This window comes from Streptomyces sp. NPDC047706, from assembly GCF_043204795.1.
GTDB lineage: Bacteria > Actinomycetota > Actinomycetes > Streptomycetales > Streptomycetaceae > Streptomyces.
The window spans coordinates 177,193-193,594 of record NZ_JBIDCW010000013.1; the positions used below are offsets into that span (position 1 = coordinate 177,193).

Genomic DNA, 16,402 nt, shown 5'->3' on the forward strand with positions numbered 1-16,402 from the left:
CGGCCTGTGCACACCTCCGTACGTGCACCACTTGCCGATCGTTCAGGAGGAACGCCGATGATCCGCACCGCACGGGCGTTCTGGCTCAGCTCCCCGGGGCGGGGAGAGATCCGGGACGTCGAGCTTCCGGAGCCTGCCGAGGACGAGGTACTCGTCCGCTCACTCTTCTCCGGCGTCAGCCGTGGCACGGAGACACTGGTCTTCCGGGGCGGGGTCCCGCACAGCCAGCACACCGCCATGCGGGCACCGTTCCAGGAGGGCGACTTCCCGGCGCCGGTGAAGTACGGCTACCTCAATGTCGGCGTCGTGGAGGAGGGCACGGCAGGCCTGGCCGGGCGCACCGTCTTCTGCCTCTACCCGCACCAGACGCGGTACGTCGTCCCGGCCGCCGCCGTGACCCCCGTACCGGAGCACGTGCCCGCCTCCCGTGCCGTACTCACCGGCACCGTCGAGACCGCCGTCAACGCGCTGTGGGACGCGGCGCCCCTGGTCGGCGACCGGATCGCCGTCGTCGGCGGCGGCATGGTGGGCTGCTCGGTGGCCGCGCTGCTGGCCCGCTTCCCCGGCGTGCGGGTGCAGTTGGTGGACGCCGACCCCGGGCGCGCCGCGGTGGCCGAGGCGCTCGGCGTGGGTTTCGCCGGACCCGCGGACGCCCTCGGCGACCGCGACCTCGTCGTCCACGCCAGCGCGACCGAGCAAGGCCTTTCCCGGTCGCTGGAACTCCTCGCCCCCGAGGGCACGGTGGTCGAGCTGAGCTGGTACGGCGACCGGCGCGTCACCCTCCCGCTGGGCGAGGACTTCCACTCCCGGCGCCTGACGATCCGCAGCAGCCAGGTGGGCACCGTCTCCCCGGCCCGCGCCGGGCGGACCTACGCCGACCGGCTCGCGCTCGCCCTCGACCTGCTGGCCGACCCGGCGCTGGACGCGCTCGTCACCGGGGAGTGCGCCTTCGAGGAACTCCCGGACGTGCTGCCCCGGCTGGCCTCCGGTGAGATCCCGGCGCTGTGCCACCGGGTGCGGTATCCCGAAAGCGCCTGACCTCAGAAAAGAGGTACGAGCCGCTGAACAAGGGAAGGACACGAGCCGTACTAGTCGGCATCCATGCCCCGCACCTGGAGGGTCGTCCGTTGTTCAGTGTCACCGTCCGCGATCACATCATGATCGCCCACAGCTTCCGCGGCGAGGTGTTCGGCCCCGCGCAGCGCCTGCACGGAGCGACGTTCCTGGTGGACGCCACGTTCCGGCGCGAGCAGCTGGACGACGACAACATCGTCGTCGACATCGGACTGGCCACCCAGGAACTCGGCGCGGTGGTCAGCGAGCTGAACTACCGCAACCTCGACAACGAGCCCGACTTCGCCGGGATCAACACCTCCACGGAGTTCCTGGCGAAGGTCGTCGCGGACCGGCTCGCCGAGCGCGTCCACAAGGGGGCGCTGGGGGAGGGGGCGAGGGGGCTCACGGGCATCTCGGTCACCCTGCACGAGTCGCATGTCGCCTGGGCGAGTTACGAGCGTGGCCTGTGACCGACGCGACCGTGGAGAAGCTCTCCTTCGTGCCCGCCCAGGCGGCCCCCAGGAACGGCGAGATCGTCCCCATGTCCCTGCGTACCGTGCACTTCGTGATGCCGGGCGGTGTCGACGACCCGGCCATGCCCAGCGGGGGGAACGCCTACGACCGCCGGGTCTGCCTGGACCTGCCCGGCTTCGGCTGGCGCGCCCACAAGCAGCCCGCCGACGGCTCCTGGCCGCGGCCGGGCGCCGCCGCCCGCACCCAACTCGCGCGTACGCTGCGGGACCTGCCGGACGGCGCGGTGGTGCTGCTGGACGGGCTGGTGGCCTGCGGCGTACCGGAGATCGTCGTTCCGGAGGCCGACCGGCTGCGGCTGGCCGTCCTCGTGCACCTGCCGCTCGGCGACGAGACGGGACTCGATCCCGCGCGCGCCGCCGAACTGGACGTCAGGGAACGCGCGGTCCTGCGGGCCGTCGGCGCCGTGATCGCCACCAGCGACTGGGCGGTCCGCCGCCTCGTCGCGCACCACGGCCTGGACCCCGACCGCGTCCATGTCGCGGCTCCCGGCGCCGACATCGCCCCCCTCGCCTCCGGCACCGACGGGGTCTCCCGCCTGCTGTGCGTCGCCGCCGTCACCCCGCGCAAGGGCCAGCACCGGCTCGTCGAGGCGCTCGCCGGGGTCACCGACCTGCCGTGGAGCTGCGTGTGCGTCGGCGGGCTGGGGCATGACCCCGAGTACGTCGCCCACCTGCGGGACCTGATCGCACGGCACGGCCTGCAGGACCGCGTCCACCTCGCGGGACCCCAGGCCGGAGCGGACCTCGACGCCAGCTACGCCACCGCCGACCTCATGGTCCTCGCCTCCTACGCCGAGACGTACGGCATGGCGGTCACCGAGGCACTCGCGCGGGGCATCCCGGTGCTGGCCACGGACGTCGGGGGCATCCCCGAGGCGCTCGGCCGCGCCCCCGGCGGCGGCGTCCCCGGCATCCTCGTCCCGCCGGAGGATCCCGCCGCGCTCGCCGCCGAACTGCGCCACTGGTTCGGCGAGGCCGACGTACGCCGCCGTCTGAAGTCGGCCGCCCGGGGCCGCCGTGCCGCGCTCGACGGCTGGGCCACCACCGCGAAGCACCTGGCCGGCGTCCTGAGCCGGCTTCCGAACGAACCCCGGAGGGCGGCATGAACGGAACGACGACGGCTGCGCACGACACGGGGAACGGGCCGGTCGCGGCGCAGCCCGGTGCGCGGAGCGCGACGGACACCACCGCCGCGGCCGAGCCCGCCTCCGCTTCCGTCATCCCCGACGCCGGCGAGCCCGCGCCCGCCTCCGCTTCCGTCATCCCCGGCGCCGGCCCCGCCGGCCCCCGCCCCGGGGAGCGGCCCACGGTGCGGCTGCGGGAGTCCGGACCCGGCGAGGAGCAGCCGCGGTACGCCCCCGAGTGGCTGGAGTTGCGGGAACCCGCCGACGCGGCCGCCCGGGCGCATGACCTGCTCGATCCGCTGCGGATCCGGCTGGCGAACCCGCAGAGGCGGGCCGGCGGGATCGTCGTGCACGACCTGGGCTGCGGCACCGGCTCGATGGGGCGGTGGCTCGCGCCCCGGCTCGACGGCCCCCAGCACTGGATCCTGCACGACCGCGACCCCTACCTGCTGCACTTCGCCGCCGTCGCCTCCCCGCGGTCCGGGGCCGACGGCAGCCGCGTCACCGTCGAGACACGGCGCGGTGACATCGCCCGCCTCACCCCGGACGCCCTCGCCGGTGCCTCCCTGGTCTCCGCCTCCGCACTGCTCGACGTCCTCACCGGCGAGGAGATCGACACCCTCGCGGACGCCTGCACCGGAGCGGGCTGCCCCGCGCTGCTGACCCTCTCCGTGGCCGGCCGCGTCGAACTCACCCCGGGCGACCCGCTCGACGCGCAGATCACCGAGGCGTTCAACGCCCACCAGCGCCGGGGCGGCCTGCTCGGCCCGGACGCGGTCACGGTGGCCTGCGAGGCCTTCGCCGAACGCGGCGCGACCGTGCACGTGCAGCCCAGCCCCTGGCGCCTCGGCCCCGGCGAGGCCGAACTGACCGCCCAGTGGCTGCGCGGCTGGGTCGGCGCGGCCGTGGAGGAGCGCCCCGAACTGGCGGAGCGGGCCGGGAAGTACCTCGCCGCCCGTCTCGCGGCCTGCGCGGCCGGCGAGTTGCGTGTCACCGTGCACCACAGTGACCTCCTGGCGCTCGCCCGCCCGGCCGGCGGAGCGTCATGAGCGCCCCGACGGTGAGCGTCCCCACCACGGCAAGGGCGGACCAGGTCCTCCCGCACCCCCGTGCCCGGCTCACCGCCGGCGCCCTGCGCTCCCGTCTCGGCGCCCTCGCCGGTGCCGCCATCCTCGCCGTTCTGCTGTGGCGCATGGGCACCGGCGCCCTGCTGGACGGGCTGCGCCGGATCGACGCGCTCACGCTGCTGGCGGCCCTCGGCATCGGCCTGCTCACCACCGCGTTCAGCGCCTGGCGCTGGCAGCTTGTGGCGCGCGGCCTGCGCATCGGGCTCCCGCTGGGACCGGCGCTGGCCGACTACTACCGCGCCCTGTTCCTCAACGCCGCCCTCCCCGGCGGCGTCCTCGGCGACGTGCACCGGGCGGTGCGGCACGGACGGTGCACCGGCGACCTCGGGCGCGGTGTCCGCTCGGTCGTCCTGGAACGGACCGCCGGGCAGGTCGTGCTGGCCGTCGTGGGGGGCGCGGTCCTGCTGACCGTGCCGTCCCCGGTGCTCTCCGGGACCCGGCACGTCGTGCTGCTGCTGATGTTCGCCGCGGCCGGCGCCCTCGCGATCGGGCTCGCCGTGCGCATGAACCGGACCCCGGCCTCCCGCCGTCGCGGCGCCCTCCTCGTCGAGGCGCGCGAGGCCCTGCTGTCCCGGCGTAACGGGCCCGGCGTCATCGGCTCGTCCGTCGTCGTCCTCGCGGGGTACGTGGCGATGTTCCTGCTCGCCGCCCGGGTCACCGGCAGCGACGCCTCCTTCGCCGTCCTGCTGCCGCTCGCGGTGCTCGCGCTGCTGGCGATGAGCCTGCCGCTCAACGTCGGCGGGTGGGGCCCGCGCGAGGGCGTCACCGCCTGGGCGTTCGGCGCCGCCGGGCTCGGCGCGGGCGACGGGCTGGCCGTCGCGGTGGTGTACGGCGTGCTGAGCCTCGTGGCGAGCCTGCCCGGCGTCCTCGTCCTGGTGGCCCGCCGGCGCACCGCCCCGCGAGGCCGTCCGGGCTACGCCGGGTCGCCCAGCAGCAGCGAGAAATGCGCCCCGAACGATTCCGCCAGGCTCGCCAGCAACGCCTTCCCCTTTTCCGCATCGCCCAGCGAAGGACGGCCTATGACGCCCGAATCGGTGTAGGCGGACATACCCAGGCCGAGAAGGTGACGCCGGTCGTCCGCGACGAAATCGGCGCTCTCATGACCGGGCCTGACCAATTCCGGATGAGTGTGCAGAAGGACGGAGGTCTCGATTTCCCCCGCGTGCATGTCGGTGAGCAGCGAGGTCTGTACCCCGGCCCGCTCCCGCGCCGTCTCCCAGTCCTCCGTGGCCGGGAACAGCGCCATTCGCTCGCCACGCGCGGAGGATTCCTGAACGACGTTTCCCAGGACATAGTTTCCCCCGTGCCCGTTGACGAGGACCAGCGCCTCGACACCCGACCGGCGGAGCGACTCGGCTATGTCCCGTACCACGGCGTGCAGGGTCACGGAGGAGATGCTGACGGTCCCCGGCCAGGCCGCGTGCTCGTGCGAGCAGGAGATCGTCACCGGAGGAAGGAGGTGCACCGGGTACGTGTCGGCGATCTCCCGCGCGACGGCGCAGGCGACGAGCGTGTCGGTCGCCAACGGAAGGAACGGCCCGTGCTGTTCGAAACTGCCCACGGGAAGGACGGCGACCTGCCGTGATACGCCGGCGCCCCGCGTCCGTACGTCCTGCGTGGTGTCCCCGGGCACCAGACCGTGCCGCACCGCGCCGGATCGCGCCGGCGGTATTTCCGAACCACTCATTTCTTCACGGCCTTTCATCTCTGCTTAGGAACCAGATCATGACAGAAAACATCGGCGTGATAGGCAAGAAGCCGGCGCAGCGCACCGGAGTGGAACGCATCGTGAATGCGCCACTGCCCACGGTGTACGGCCCGTTCCAGGCGGTCGGCTACCTCGACCACGACCGCGGCGACGAGCAAGTGGCCCTGGTGTACGGCGACATCGGTACCGAGGACGTCCTCACCCGGCTGCACTCGGAGTGCCTCACCGGTGACGCCTTCGGCTCCCAGCACTGCGAGTGCGGCGACCAGCTCGCCTCCGCCCTGCGGGCCGTCGCCGCCGAAGGACGCGGCGTCGTCGTCTACTTGAGAGGGCACGAGGGCCGCGGCATCGGCCTGCTCGCCAAGCTGCGCGCCATGGCCCTGCAGGCGGAGGGCCTGGACACCGTCGAGGCCAACCTGGCGCTCGGCCTGCCGGTGGACGCCCGTGACTACGGCGTCGCCGCGGAGATCCTGCGCGACCTCGGGGTGTCCTCCGTGCGGCTGATGTCGAACAACCCGCGCAAGCGCGAGGCGCTCCTGCGGCACGGCATCACGGTCGCCGAGCAGGTGCCCCTGCTGATCCCGCCGTGCGAGAACAACATCACGTATCTGCGCACGAAGCGGGAGCGCCTGGACCACCATCTGCCGCATCTGGACGCGGTCGCGCACTGGTCCTGACCCGGAGCGGGAAGTGTCCTGACGGGACAGAAGGGGGACACGGGAGAGCAGCCCCGGCGTCGTCCTTGCCGAGCGCGGCGAACTAGCCTCCGGCTCCACCTCGAAGGCGGCCGGCGGGGTGCGGGCGCAGTCCTCCGACGAGCTCGACATCCAGCCCGGCGCGCGCAGCCTGGAGGCGTTCGCGCGCTTCGAGCAGGACACCGGGTACGACATCGGCCTGCGCCGGGCCGGTCATCTCTTCCTGCTGGCGAGCGCGGAGGAGGCCGCCGCGCCCGAGGCGGGCCCGCGGCTGCGGAACCACCCGGGCGTACCCCGCCGCAGCGCGACGGCCCGGTGCGTCCCGCCCGCTGGCGGTGGGCGTGCGGCACGTCCTGGACGGCTCGCTGCCGCCGGGCCTCGGCCGGGCCGCCGGGACGGCGGCCCGGTCCGGCGAGTGGCTGGACGAACTCTCGGATGCGGGGATCCCGTTCACGCGTCCTTGATCGCCTCGTGGACCAGCCGCTTGAGGTCGCGGAACATGGTGTGCGAGGTGCGCGGCCGCACCTGCGTCATGAACTGCACCGTCACGTCCCGGCCCGGGTCGACCCAGAACGTCGTGGTCGCCACCCCGGTCCAGCCGAAGGTGCCGAGTCCGGCGGGTGCCAGGGTGCGGTCCGGGTCGATCACCACGGAGACGCCCAGGCCGAATCCGACGCCGTCGTTGCCGGGCTCGTCGTGGGCCGGGTGGCTGCCGAAGGCGCGCAGGTCGGCCCCTCCGGGCAACTGGTTGGTGGTCATCATCTCCACCGTCCGGGGGGTGAGCAGGCGCACCCCGTCGAGTTCGCCGCGCCGGCGCAGCAGCTCCATGAAGCGGTGCATGTCGTACGCGCCCGCGACCATGCCGCCACTGCCCGACAGGAACCGCGGCCGCCCGTGCAGCGGCAGCCCCGGGATCGGCTCGATGCCGGTGCCGTCCGCCTTCTCCCCGTACATCTCCGCCAGCCGGGCCTCCTGCCCGGCGCCGACCTCGAATCCGGCGTCCGGCATCCCGAGGGGGGCGAAGATCCGCTCCGCGAGGTGCACGTCGAGCGGCTGCCCGGACACCACCTCGATCACCCGGCCGAGTACGTTGCTGGCGACCGAGTAGTTCCACTGGGTGCCCGGCTCGAACTGCAGCGGCAGGCCCGCGTACACGTCGATCGTCTCGGCGAGGTCCGCGCCGGGCGGCACCGACGACTCCAGACCGGCCTCACGGTAGAGGGCGTCGACGGGATGGGTGTGGTAGAAGCCGAAGGTCAGCCCTGACGTGTGGGTCATCAGGTGCCGGATCAGCATCGGCCCGGCGGCCGGGCGGGTCCGGGTGTCCGCGCCGGAGCCGCTCTCGTAGACCCGCGCCTCTGCGAAGGCCGGCAGATGGCGGGCGACGGGGTCGTCCAGGGACAGCCGGCCCTCCTCCACCAGCATCAGCGCGGCGACCGCGGTGAAGGGCTTGGTCATCGAGTAGATCCGCCACAGCGTGTCGGGCTCGACGGGCAGTTGGGCGGCGATGTCACGGTGGCCGTGCGCGGTGAGATGCGCGACGCGGCCGCCGCGCGCCACACAGACGAGGTACCCGGGCAGTCTGCCCTCGTCCACGTGGTGGGCGAAGTGCTGGTCGATGCGCTCCAGCGCCTTCCCGTCCAGCCCGACGTCGTGCGGGTCCACCTCTTGCCGCAGCAGTGCCATCGCCCTACCTCCGCTTTCGTTCCTCGAGGTGGGATCGGGGATACCCCGCCCGCGCGCTCTCAGACCTCATCGTCGCGCAGGAATGCGCGAAGGGTCGGCAGGATGATCGGGATGCGCCGGAGCCGGGTGCTCGGTCTCGTCCGGCAGCGTCAGCGCCGCCACCGCACCGGTGGCGGCGAGACCGGCGAGGACGAGCAGCGGCGCGGGGCCCGCGTCCATGAGCGCCGTGGCCACGGCCACGCCGAGCACCGGCCCGACGTTCATCGCGGTCTGCTGCAGACCGCCCGCCACCCCGGCCGACTCCACGGGGGCCTGTCCACCTCACTTCACTCTCCTCTCCGGGGGAATGAGGGACGCGAGCCACAGGTTGAGCGAGTCATGAGCGAGGACGCACTGCTGAAGCTGCTCTCCGAAGGCCACAGCGGGGTGCTGGTCACCCTCCGGCGCGACGGTCGGCCCCAGTTGTCGAACGTCGTGCACGCCTACTACCCCGACGAGCGGACCGTCCGGATCTCGGTCACCGACGACCGCGCCAAGACCCGCAACCTGCGCCGCGACCCGCGCGCCTCGTACCACGTGACCACCGCGGACCGCTGGGCCTACACCGTCGTCGACGGCACGGCCGACCTCACGCCCGTCGCCGCGGACCCGCACGACGACACGGTCGAGGAACTCGTCCGCCTCTACCGTGACATCGGCGGAGAGCACCCCGACTGGGACGACTACCGCGCGTCCATGGTCCGCGACCGCCGCCTCGTCGTCCGGCTCCGGGTGGAGCGGGCCTACGGCGCTCCCCGGGGCTGAGCGGGCCGGGTGGGGCCGGTCCCGGGCGCAAGTGGGTACTCGGCGCAGCGAGCCGGGCACCACCGGCCAGGACCGCTGAGCAACGCGCGCCCGAAAAGAGAGGCACATGAACGAACAACCGCGTACGGACGAAGCACCCACGGACGGCCCCGGCGCGGACGGCGCCGGCCTGCTGGGCATCTACCTCAACGACCACCTGGCAGGCGCCACCGCGGGCATGGAACGGGCCCGTTCCCTGGCGGGCGCGCTGCGGGGATCGCCCTCGGGGCCGGTCCTGCGCACCCTCGCGGAGGAGATCACCGAGGACCGGGCGAGCCTGCTCGCGATCATGGACGCGCTCGGCGTGCCGGTGCGGCACTACAAGGTGTCCCTGGCCTGGGCGGCGGAGAAGGTCGGGCGGCTGAAGAGCAACGGCCGCCTGGTGGGCCGGTCACCGCTGACCTCGCTGGTGGAGCTGGAGATCCTGCGGCTCGGCGTGCTGGGCAAGGCCGCCGCCTGGCAGACCCTGCGCCAGGTGGCCGAGGCCGACGGCAGGCTCGACGCGGGGCAGCTGGACGAGTTGCTGGCGCGGGCCGAACGCCAGCAGGACACACTGGAGGAACTGCGCCGACGGCAGACCACGGAGACCTTCCAGCAGGCATGATGGGCCGTGGCGGGGCCGCGCGCCGGCCGGCCCTGGTCAGGGCTGGCCTGCGTGCGTGTGGCTGTGCGAGATCTCGTCGGGGCAGTCCCGTCCGTCCCGTTCGGGGTCACGCAGCCAGTCCCGTACGGCCAGGGCGAACGCGCACAGCATCGGCAGCACGCCGCAGCCGACGGCGAACGCGACGGCGGAGCGGTAGTGGGCCTGACCGCCGTCACCGAGCGCCAGGTGGAAGAGGCCGGGCAGCGCCGCCGTACCCACGGCGGCGCCCAGTCGCTGCCCGGTCTGCAGGGCACCGCCCGCGGCACCGGCCATCCGTACCGGCACGTCCCGCAGGGTCATGGTCACGTTGGGTGAGATCACACAGCCGCTGCCGAGCCCGCCGATGAGCAGCGCCGGAGTCTGGAGCCACACGGCAAGGTCGCCGGGCGCCCACCGCAGGACGGCCACGGCCCCTCCCAGGCCCAGGACGACGGCCGCCAGCCCGCACACGGTCAGCAGCCGCCCCAGCCGCTCCACCAGCCGCCCGGCCACCGCCGCCGCCACGGCGGAACCGATGGCGAACGGCGTCACGGCGAGCCCGGACTCCAGCGGCGAGTAGTCCAGTCCGTTCTGGAAGAACAGCGCGAACACCAGCCACACCCCGCTGAATCCGACGAAGTACAGCGTGGCGATGGCGGCGCCCGTGGCGTACCCGCCCGTCGAGGTGGCCAGGCGGGGATCGAGGAGCGGCTGGCCGTGACGTGCGGCGACCCGCCGTTCCCAGCGGGCGAAGGCGAGGAGGAGCGCCGCCCCGACCAGGAACAGCCACCACATCCGGCGCAGACCGCCCGGCTCCGCCAGTACCAGCGGGAGCATCAGCGCCAGCACTCCCGCGCCCAGCAGCGCGACACCGGGCAGGTCGAGCCGCTGACCGCCGGCCGGCGCCGTCCTGGGCAGCAGCCGCAGCCCCAGGACCAGCGCGACCACACCGACCGGCACATTGACGTAGAAGATCCACCGCCAGCCCCCGGGGCCGTCCGCGAGGGCCAGGATGAGTCCGCCGACGACCGGACCGACGGCGCTGGAGACACCGACCGTGGCGCCGAACAGACCGAAGGCCCGGCCACGCTCGGCACCCCGGAACAACTGCTGGATGAGAGCGGAGTTCTGCGGTGCCAGGCAGCCCGCGCAGACGCCCTGCGCGACGCGGGCCACGACCAGCAGCACGATGGACGGGGCGGCACCGGCGCAGGCGCTGCAGACCACGAAGCCGGCGAGGGCGATCAGGAAGATCCGCCGCCGGCCGAAGGTGTCACCGATACGGCCCGCCGTGACCAGGACCAGCGCGAAGGAGAGGGCGTATCCGGAGACGACCCACTGGATCGCGGGGGCCGCGGCATGCAGGTCGCGCTGCATGGACGGCAGCGCGACGGCGACGATCGTGACGTCCAGCAGACTCATGAAGCCGGCCACCAGCGTGACCCACAGCGCGCCCCAGCGCCGCGGATCCGCCTCGTCCGCCGTCGGCCGGGACACCCGGTCGTCCCCTTGCGGGCCCGTCTCCGCTCGCATCGTCACTCCCTGCCGCCGCCACCTGCCGCCGTACCGACGCCCACGTGCGGGTTACCAGCCCGCGGCCCGGGCACACGTGTCATGCCCCGCCGGCCGGCCAGGTGGCCGAAGGACGCGTGACCGATCGTGTGGCCGGACGGGGCGGCGTCAGGCGGGCACGGGGTGCGGGGCGCCACGTCGAGACGAGGGCCGCGGCGAGCAGGAGTTCGGCGATGTCACCGCCGTAGTACATGATCTCCGCCGCTGTCCGCACCTCGGCGGCGGGCGCGTGGACGTCGACCCACAGGCCGCCGTACATCATCTGCGAGACGACGGAGTGCACGGCGATCGCGGCGCCGAGCCAGACCAGGCGGGCGCGCACCCCGGGCCGGGCCGGTGCGGGGTCGGGACCGGCGACGACGTGGGCGAAGAGGCAGCCGGCCAGCAGGAAGTGGGCGTGCAGCAGCCAGTGCCCCGACGGGTGGGCCGTGAGGACGTCGTACAGCGGGGTGAAGTACAGCGGCACGAGGCTGCCCGTGGACAGCAGCCAGGCGGTGGCCGGGTGCGCGAGCGTCCGGGCGGGGCGGCTGTGCAGCAGGTCCGACAGCCGCCTGCCGTGCGCCGGGGGAAGGACGCGCAGCAGCAGCGTGAGGGGAGCGCCGAGGACCAGGGCGAGCGGGGCGTACATGCCGACGAGCAGGTGCTGGGTCATGTGGACCCGGAAGTCGGTGTGGGCGTGGGCCGCGGCCGGCGGCAGCAGCGCCACGGCGAGCAGGGCCAGCCCCGCCGTGAAGGCGGCCGTCCGCCACCGGCTCCAGCCCCGTACCGGGTTGCGGCGCCGGGCCCGGCGGGCCAGGTACAGGTAGCCGCCGGCGCACAGGAGCAGGGCGAGGGCGGGCACCAGGACCGCGAGGACGCCGCCGGCCACGTGGTCCTGCGCGGGGTGTGGAGCGTGCTCCATCAGGCGGTCCCCGGTGCCCGGCCGGTGCCCGGGGTGTCGCCTGGGGCGAAGGGCCGTCCGCCGCGCCGGAGCAGCCACCCGCCGGCGACGAGCAGCGCGCCCAGGACCAGGAAGCCGATGTCCCACCAGGTCTGGCCGTCGCCCGCGTAGACGTGGTGGATGCCCAGGACGTGGTGGTCCAGGACGCCCTCCACGAGGTTGAACAGGCCCCAGCCGGCCAGGATCCAGCCCCACAGGACGCGTGAGGTCCACACGCGGCGGCGGTCGTGGGTCACGCGGGAGTACAGGACGGCGAGGCCTAGCAGGACCGAGAGCCAGCACACGGTGTGGAAGACACCGTCCCAGACGGTGTTCATCTGAAGGCCGGGAACCGTCTCCGGGTCGTAGTACTTCACGCCCACGTTGTCGGTGTCCGTGCTGGAGAGCATGTGGTGCCACTGGAGGAGCTGGTGCAGCAGGATGCCGTCGAGGAAGCCGCCGAGCCCGACCCCCAGCACAAGTCCCGGCAGCTGAAGGCTCGCCGGTGCCTGAGCGGTCCCTGCCCGGTCTGCGGTCGTCGCCATCGTCGTGTCTCCGTCCCGGTCTGCGGCGCGGTGAGTACCGCCGGCCTGCGCTGGATTCCCGCATCCGGACGCCGTAGTCACCGGGGCGCACGCGGATTGGCCCGGCCGGGCTACGGACCCATCGATTCCGGTCAGGCCGCGAGCGCGCGCGCCGGCACCGAACGCAGGGGCCGGGCCGGGGTGCGTGCGGCGCGGACGCGGTAGGTCGTCCTCGAAGGGTCGACGACGGGTTCGCCGAGGGTGATCCGCCCCGCCGCGTGGAGGCTGTCGCACTCGTCGGTGGGCAGGGCGACGTAGCAGCCGCCCTGGCCCGTGGTGGGGTCGTAGGGCCGCCAGTAGCCGTAGCGACGGCGGCCGTCGGCCTGCACGGTGACGAAGACCGGGGTGCTCGGGTCGGCGATGATGCGCGCGGTGTCCGGGGCGGAGATCCGGGTACCGGAGACCGGCCGGGCCGGGCGGCGGTCGTGCGGGGCGTACGCGTTGCCGGAGGTGAGCGGCGTCATCGGGGACCTTTCGCGGGTGGGTGATCGAGACCGACTACCCGGCACGGCCGTTGTTGATCTCTCTTCGCGGCATTCTTCATCAGGGCACTGACAACGGCCGGAACCCGACGCCCCTCGTCCGCGCGGACGGCCCCCCTCTCCGGCCACGCGGACCCGCGTCCCCGTACGCCGGGCCGGTCCACCGGAGAGGGCCGGTTCACGCCGGACGGCTCTGCCGGCCGCCGCGACGGAAACCGCCCGCACAGCGCCGCGCGGCGCCACGACGGCTGCCGCGGCCCCGGCGCGCCCGGCACCCCGGTCCGGCCGCCCGGCACGCCATGAGGACGGTCACTGGCGGCTGATCATCCGGGTCACGCCCGCGGCGACCGTCGTGGCCAGGATCCAGCCGGTGAGGACGAGGACGTACGCCAGCGCCTGGTACCAGCCCTGCGGGGCGAACGCGGGCTCCTGGCCGAAGGAGATCACCGGCAGCAGCAGGTCGAGTGTGTAGAACACGGGGTTGAAGCCGGGTGCCTCGGACGGCTTCAGCGCGGGCGGGTGGTGCAGGGCGTAGACGACGGAGCCGGCGCACAGCAGCGACAGCAGCCAGCCGGCGGCCCGCAGGGGCCGGTAGCCGTAGCCGACGGTGGCCTCCTGGAGGTGTCCCCAGAAGCGCCCGATCACGGGCAGCGTGGCGCGGTGGCGGCGCTGCTTGGCCAGCTGGACCTCCCGGGCGGCACGGTCGTCGCCGATGCGCTGGTAGGTGGCCGTCAACTGCTCGTAGGCGTGCGGGACGTAGCCGTCGCCGTCACGCTCCAGCATGGGCAGTCGGCGTCCGGCGGGCTCGTGCGGATTGAGCGAGGTGTAGGTGAGACCGTTGAGCAGGACCCGCTCCGGCAGCATCTCCGGGTCCAGGAAGAGGACTTCGAGCTGGGCCCGCCGCAGGTTGAGCGTGCCCTCCACCGGCGGACCCTTGCGCAGCCAGAGCTCGCCGATCGTGCTGCTGCCCGCCCGCAGCGCCGCATGACCGGGGTTCGACAGCTGCGAGTACGACAGGTCCAGACGCCCCCCGATCCGGGCGCCCCGCAGCCCGATCCAGCCCCGCACGCGGGCGTGGCGCACGAGGAGATGGCCGCCGACGCCGAGCGTCTCGGCGTCGAGCGCGGCGCGTCCGGGATGGTGCAGCCGGGCCTCGTCGAGGTTGACCGACCCGCCGACGTCTGCGCCGCTCAGCCGTATCTCCCCCTCGGCCCGCAGCCCGGGTGCCCACAGGTCGTCGCCGACGGTCACCTGGTTGAGCTGGAGCGCGGGCTCCGCCGCCTCCGGCGCGCCGATCCGCACGCCCTCCAGGTACAGGCTCCCGGCGATCTGGGCACCGCCGAGCCGCACCACGCCCCGGAACCGGGACCGCGTCATGCGCAGCAGGCCGTCCACGCGCACGCCGTGGGAGACCAGGCCGGGCAGGACGGACTCGCTCAGGTTGAGTTCGCGCAGCCGGGAGCCGTGGAAGCGCGGCACCTCGTCGAAGTGGCAGCGCCGCAGACGAACGGGGTGGTCGAGCGTGGCGTACTGGAGGTCGAGCATGCCGGTGATCCGGGCGCCCGCCAGGCTGAGGGTGGCGATCTCGCCGGCCTCCTGCGGGGCGTTGAGGAGCAGCGACCTCAGCACCTGCGCGCGGACGGTCCGTTCCGGTCCCCACCCGGCCCCCGCTGCCGCGTCCTCGTCCTGCGTGGTGCGGAAGTCCACGGACTGCCCGCGCGGAAAGGCCTGCCACACCCGTCGTTCGGCCGGTGTCAGATTGTCGATCTCCATCGCGGGCGACTCTGACCCGCCCGGACCACGGGTGTCAACAGGGCCCCTACGGCCGCGAGTTCCACTCGGCGACGACCGGCCGGCCGTGTTCCGTCGACAGCCGGCTCACCGTCCCCGTCGCCAGCTGGAACAGCGCGCCGCCGGCGGGCGGCAGACCGAGCCGGCGGGCCGTCAGGACACGCAGGAAATGGGCGTGCGCCACAAGGACCACGTCTCCTTCGCCGAGCGCGTCCGCGACCCGGGCGAGGACCCGGTCGGCGCGGGCGCCGACCTCGGCCGGTGACTCGCCCGGACGGCCCTCCGTGCCCGGCGGGACCCCGTCCGTCCACAGGTTCCAGTCGGGACGGGTGCGGTGGATCTCCCGGGTGGTGACTCCCTCGTAGCCTCCGTAGTCCCATTCGTGAAGGTCGGGGTCGGGTATCGCCCCGGTCAGGCCCGCCAGTTCGGCGGTGCGTGCCGCGCGGCCCAGCGGGCTGGTGAGCACGGATGCGAAGGCACGGCCGCTCAGGAGTGGAGCGAGGGACTTGGCCTGTTCCTCGCCGTGCCCCGTCAGGGGCAGGTCGGTCCAGCTGGTGTGCTGTCCCGTGACGCTCCACTCCGTCTCACCGTGGCGTACCAGCAGCAGATCCCCCACGGCGGGCTACTTCTCGGCCGTCTCGACGGCGTGCCCGCCGAACTGGTTGCGCAGCGCGGCGACCATCTTCATCTGCGGGGAGTCGTCCTGCCGGGAGGCGAACCGCGCGAAGAGCGACGCCGTGATCGCGGGCAGCGGCACGGCGTTGTCGATGGCGGCCTCCACCGTCCAGCGGCCCTCGCCGGAGTCCTCCGCGTATCCGCGCAGCTTCTGAAGGTGCTGGTCGTCGTCGAGCGCCTTGACCGCGAGGTCCAGCAGCCAGGAGCGGATGACGGTGCCCTCCTGCCAGGAGCGGAACACCTCGCGGACGTTGTCGACCGAGGCGACCTTCTCCAGCAGCTCCCAGCCCTCGGCGTAGGCCTGCATCATGGCGTACTCGATGCCGTTGTGGACCATCTTCGCGAAGTGGCCGGCGCCCACCTTGCCCGCGTGGACATAGCCGTACGGGCCATCCGGCTTGAGGGCGTCGAAGATCGGCTTCAGCCGGTCGACGTGCTCCTTCTCGCCGCCGACCATCAGCGCGTAGCCGTTCTGCAGGCCCCACACGCCGCCCGAGACGCCCGCGTCGACGAACCGGATGCCGTGCTTGGCGAGTTCCTCGGCGTGCTTCTCGTCGTCCGTCCAGCGGGAGTTGCCGCCGTCGATGACGGTGTCGCCGGGCTTGAGGACACTCGCCAGCTGGTCGATGACGCCCTGGGTGACGGCGCCGGCCGGGACCATGACCCAGATCACCCGCGGCGCGGCGAGCCGGTCCGCGAGCTCGACGAGGCTGTCGACGTCGGAGAGCTCGGGGTTGGTGTCGTACCCGACGACCTCGTGGCCGGCGTTGCGCAGACGCTCGCGCATGTTGCCGCCCATCTTGCCCAGACCAACAAGACCGATCTGCATGTCAGCTCACTTCCTCAATTCGCGGTAGGCGGCCACGAGCGCGGCCGTGGACGGGTCGAGACCGGGCACGTGTGCGCCCTCGGTCAGGGCGGGTTCGACGCGCTTGGCGAGGACCTTGCCGAGCTCGACGCCCCACTGGTCGAAGGAGTCGATGTT

Annotated in this window: 18 protein-coding genes and 2 pseudogenes; 9 read left to right on the forward strand and 11 right to left on the reverse strand. The window is 73.5% G+C overall.

Going from position 1 to position 16,402, the window contains the following annotated elements:
• The first annotated feature begins 57 nt into the window (after positions 1 to 57).
• The 5 genes and pseudogenes from ACGF8A_RS17990 to ACGF8A_RS18010 form a co-directional block, all read left to right on the forward strand.
• The gene (locus ACGF8A_RS17990) at positions 58 to 1,038 is read left to right on the forward strand and encodes a zinc-binding alcohol dehydrogenase (RefSeq protein WP_393109150.1); all 981 of its coding nucleotides are present in this window, start codon (positions 58 to 60) and stop codon (positions 1,036 to 1,038) included.
• Positions 1,039 to 1,127: 89 nt separating this feature from the next.
• Positions 1,128 to 1,526 (forward strand): 6-pyruvoyl tetrahydropterin synthase family protein, encoded by a 399-nt coding sequence (locus tag ACGF8A_RS17995; protein ID WP_393109152.1) that lies wholly within the window; start codon positions 1,128 to 1,130, stop codon positions 1,524 to 1,526.
• 71 nt (positions 1,527 to 1,597) lie between these two features.
• Positions 1,598 to 2,695, forward strand: a complete 1,098-nt coding sequence (locus tag ACGF8A_RS18000; RefSeq protein WP_393109204.1) for a glycosyltransferase family 4 protein — start codon at positions 1,598 to 1,600, stop codon at positions 2,693 to 2,695.
• On the forward strand, positions 2,692 to 3,762 hold the full coding sequence (locus tag ACGF8A_RS18005) for a hypothetical protein (RefSeq protein WP_393109154.1): 1,071 nt from the start codon (positions 2,692 to 2,694) through the stop codon (positions 3,760 to 3,762). The genes ACGF8A_RS18000 and ACGF8A_RS18005 overlap by 4 nt, the downstream gene beginning before the upstream one ends.
• A gap of 143 nt (positions 3,763 to 3,905) precedes the next feature.
• Positions 3,906 to 4,643: pseudogene (locus tag ACGF8A_RS18010) on the forward strand (lysylphosphatidylglycerol synthase domain-containing protein); the annotation flags it as partial.
• 110 nt (positions 4,644 to 4,753) lie between these two features.
• On the opposite strand, the gene ACGF8A_RS18015 reads toward ACGF8A_RS18010, so the two are convergent.
• Positions 4,754 to 5,527 carry a creatininase family protein gene (locus ACGF8A_RS18015; protein ID WP_393109156.1) on the reverse strand — a complete coding sequence of 258 codons (774 nt, stop codon included), beginning with the start codon at positions 5,525 to 5,527 and terminating at the stop codon, positions 4,754 to 4,756.
• A gap of 38 nt (positions 5,528 to 5,565) precedes the next feature.
• Here ACGF8A_RS18015 and ribA point away from each other — a divergent pair, with 38 nt between their 5' ends.
• Positions 5,566 to 6,225 (forward strand): GTP cyclohydrolase II, encoded by a 660-nt coding sequence (gene ribA, locus ACGF8A_RS18020; RefSeq protein WP_393109158.1) that lies wholly within the window; start codon positions 5,566 to 5,568, stop codon positions 6,223 to 6,225.
• 28 nt (positions 6,226 to 6,253) lie between these two features.
• Positions 6,254 to 6,616: pseudogene (locus tag ACGF8A_RS18025) on the forward strand (FAD-dependent oxidoreductase); the annotation flags it as partial.
• Between the two features lie 77 nt (positions 6,617 to 6,693).
• Here the strand turns inward: ACGF8A_RS18025 and ACGF8A_RS18030 are convergent.
• Together ACGF8A_RS18030 and ACGF8A_RS18035 are read right to left on the reverse strand one after the other, a co-directional pair.
• Positions 6,694 to 7,929: a serine hydrolase domain-containing protein gene (locus ACGF8A_RS18030; protein ID WP_393109160.1), complete on the reverse strand. Its 1,236-nt coding sequence runs from the start codon at positions 7,927 to 7,929 to the stop codon at positions 6,694 to 6,696.
• Positions 7,930 to 7,995: 66 nt separating this feature from the next.
• The gene (locus ACGF8A_RS18035; protein WP_393109162.1) at positions 7,996 to 8,235 is read right to left on the reverse strand and encodes a hypothetical protein; all 240 of its coding nucleotides are present in this window, start codon (positions 8,233 to 8,235) and stop codon (positions 7,996 to 7,998) included.
• 72 nt (positions 8,236 to 8,307) lie between these two features.
• On the opposite strand from ACGF8A_RS18035, the gene ACGF8A_RS18040 reads away from it, so the two are divergent.
• Positions 8,308 to 8,733 carry a PPOX class F420-dependent oxidoreductase gene (locus tag ACGF8A_RS18040; RefSeq protein WP_393109164.1) on the forward strand — a complete coding sequence of 142 codons (426 nt, stop codon included), beginning with the start codon at positions 8,308 to 8,310 and terminating at the stop codon, positions 8,731 to 8,733.
• Positions 8,734 to 8,839: 106 nt separating this feature from the next.
• Positions 8,840 to 9,376, forward strand: coding sequence for a hypothetical protein (locus ACGF8A_RS18045; RefSeq protein ID WP_393109166.1), 537 nt, complete (start codon positions 8,840 to 8,842; stop codon positions 9,374 to 9,376).
• A gap of 36 nt (positions 9,377 to 9,412) precedes the next feature.
• Here the strand turns inward: ACGF8A_RS18045 and ACGF8A_RS18050 are convergent, their stop codons facing one another.
• From ACGF8A_RS18050 to ACGF8A_RS18085, 8 genes are all read right to left on the reverse strand, one after another.
• Positions 9,413 to 10,927, reverse strand: a complete 1,515-nt coding sequence (locus tag ACGF8A_RS18050; protein ID WP_393109168.1) for an MFS transporter — start codon at positions 10,925 to 10,927, stop codon at positions 9,413 to 9,415.
• 79 nt (positions 10,928 to 11,006) lie between these two features.
• Positions 11,007 to 11,867 carry a cytochrome c oxidase assembly protein gene (locus ACGF8A_RS18055; RefSeq protein ID WP_393109170.1) on the reverse strand — a complete coding sequence of 287 codons (861 nt, stop codon included), beginning with the start codon at positions 11,865 to 11,867 and terminating at the stop codon, positions 11,007 to 11,009.
• Positions 11,867 to 12,430: a DUF2243 domain-containing protein gene (locus tag ACGF8A_RS18060; protein ID WP_393109172.1), complete on the reverse strand. Its 564-nt coding sequence runs from the start codon at positions 12,428 to 12,430 to the stop codon at positions 11,867 to 11,869. Before ACGF8A_RS18060 ends, ACGF8A_RS18055 begins: the two co-directional genes overlap by 1 nt.
• Positions 12,431 to 12,561: 131 nt before the next feature.
• A complete protein-coding gene (locus ACGF8A_RS18065; RefSeq protein WP_393109174.1) occupies positions 12,562 to 12,933 on the reverse strand; it encodes a hypothetical protein in 372 nt (123 codons plus the stop codon).
• Positions 12,934 to 13,260: 327 nt separating this feature from the next.
• On the reverse strand, positions 13,261 to 14,724 hold the full coding sequence (locus ACGF8A_RS18070; RefSeq protein WP_393109176.1) for a membrane-associated oxidoreductase: 1,464 nt from the start codon (positions 14,722 to 14,724) through the stop codon (positions 13,261 to 13,263).
• A gap of 46 nt (positions 14,725 to 14,770) precedes the next feature.
• Positions 14,771 to 15,358, reverse strand: a complete 588-nt coding sequence (locus ACGF8A_RS18075; protein WP_393109178.1) for a histidine phosphatase family protein — start codon at positions 15,356 to 15,358, stop codon at positions 14,771 to 14,773.
• A gap of 6 nt (positions 15,359 to 15,364) precedes the next feature.
• The gene (gene gnd / locus ACGF8A_RS18080) at positions 15,365 to 16,246 is read right to left on the reverse strand and encodes a phosphogluconate dehydrogenase (NAD(+)-dependent, decarboxylating) (protein WP_393109180.1); all 882 of its coding nucleotides are present in this window, start codon (positions 16,244 to 16,246) and stop codon (positions 15,365 to 15,367) included.
• Between the two features lie 6 nt (positions 16,247 to 16,252).
• Positions 16,253 to 16,402, reverse strand: a 150-nt coding sequence (locus ACGF8A_RS18085; protein WP_393109206.1) for a hypothetical protein, incomplete at its 5' end; no start/stop codon positions are given.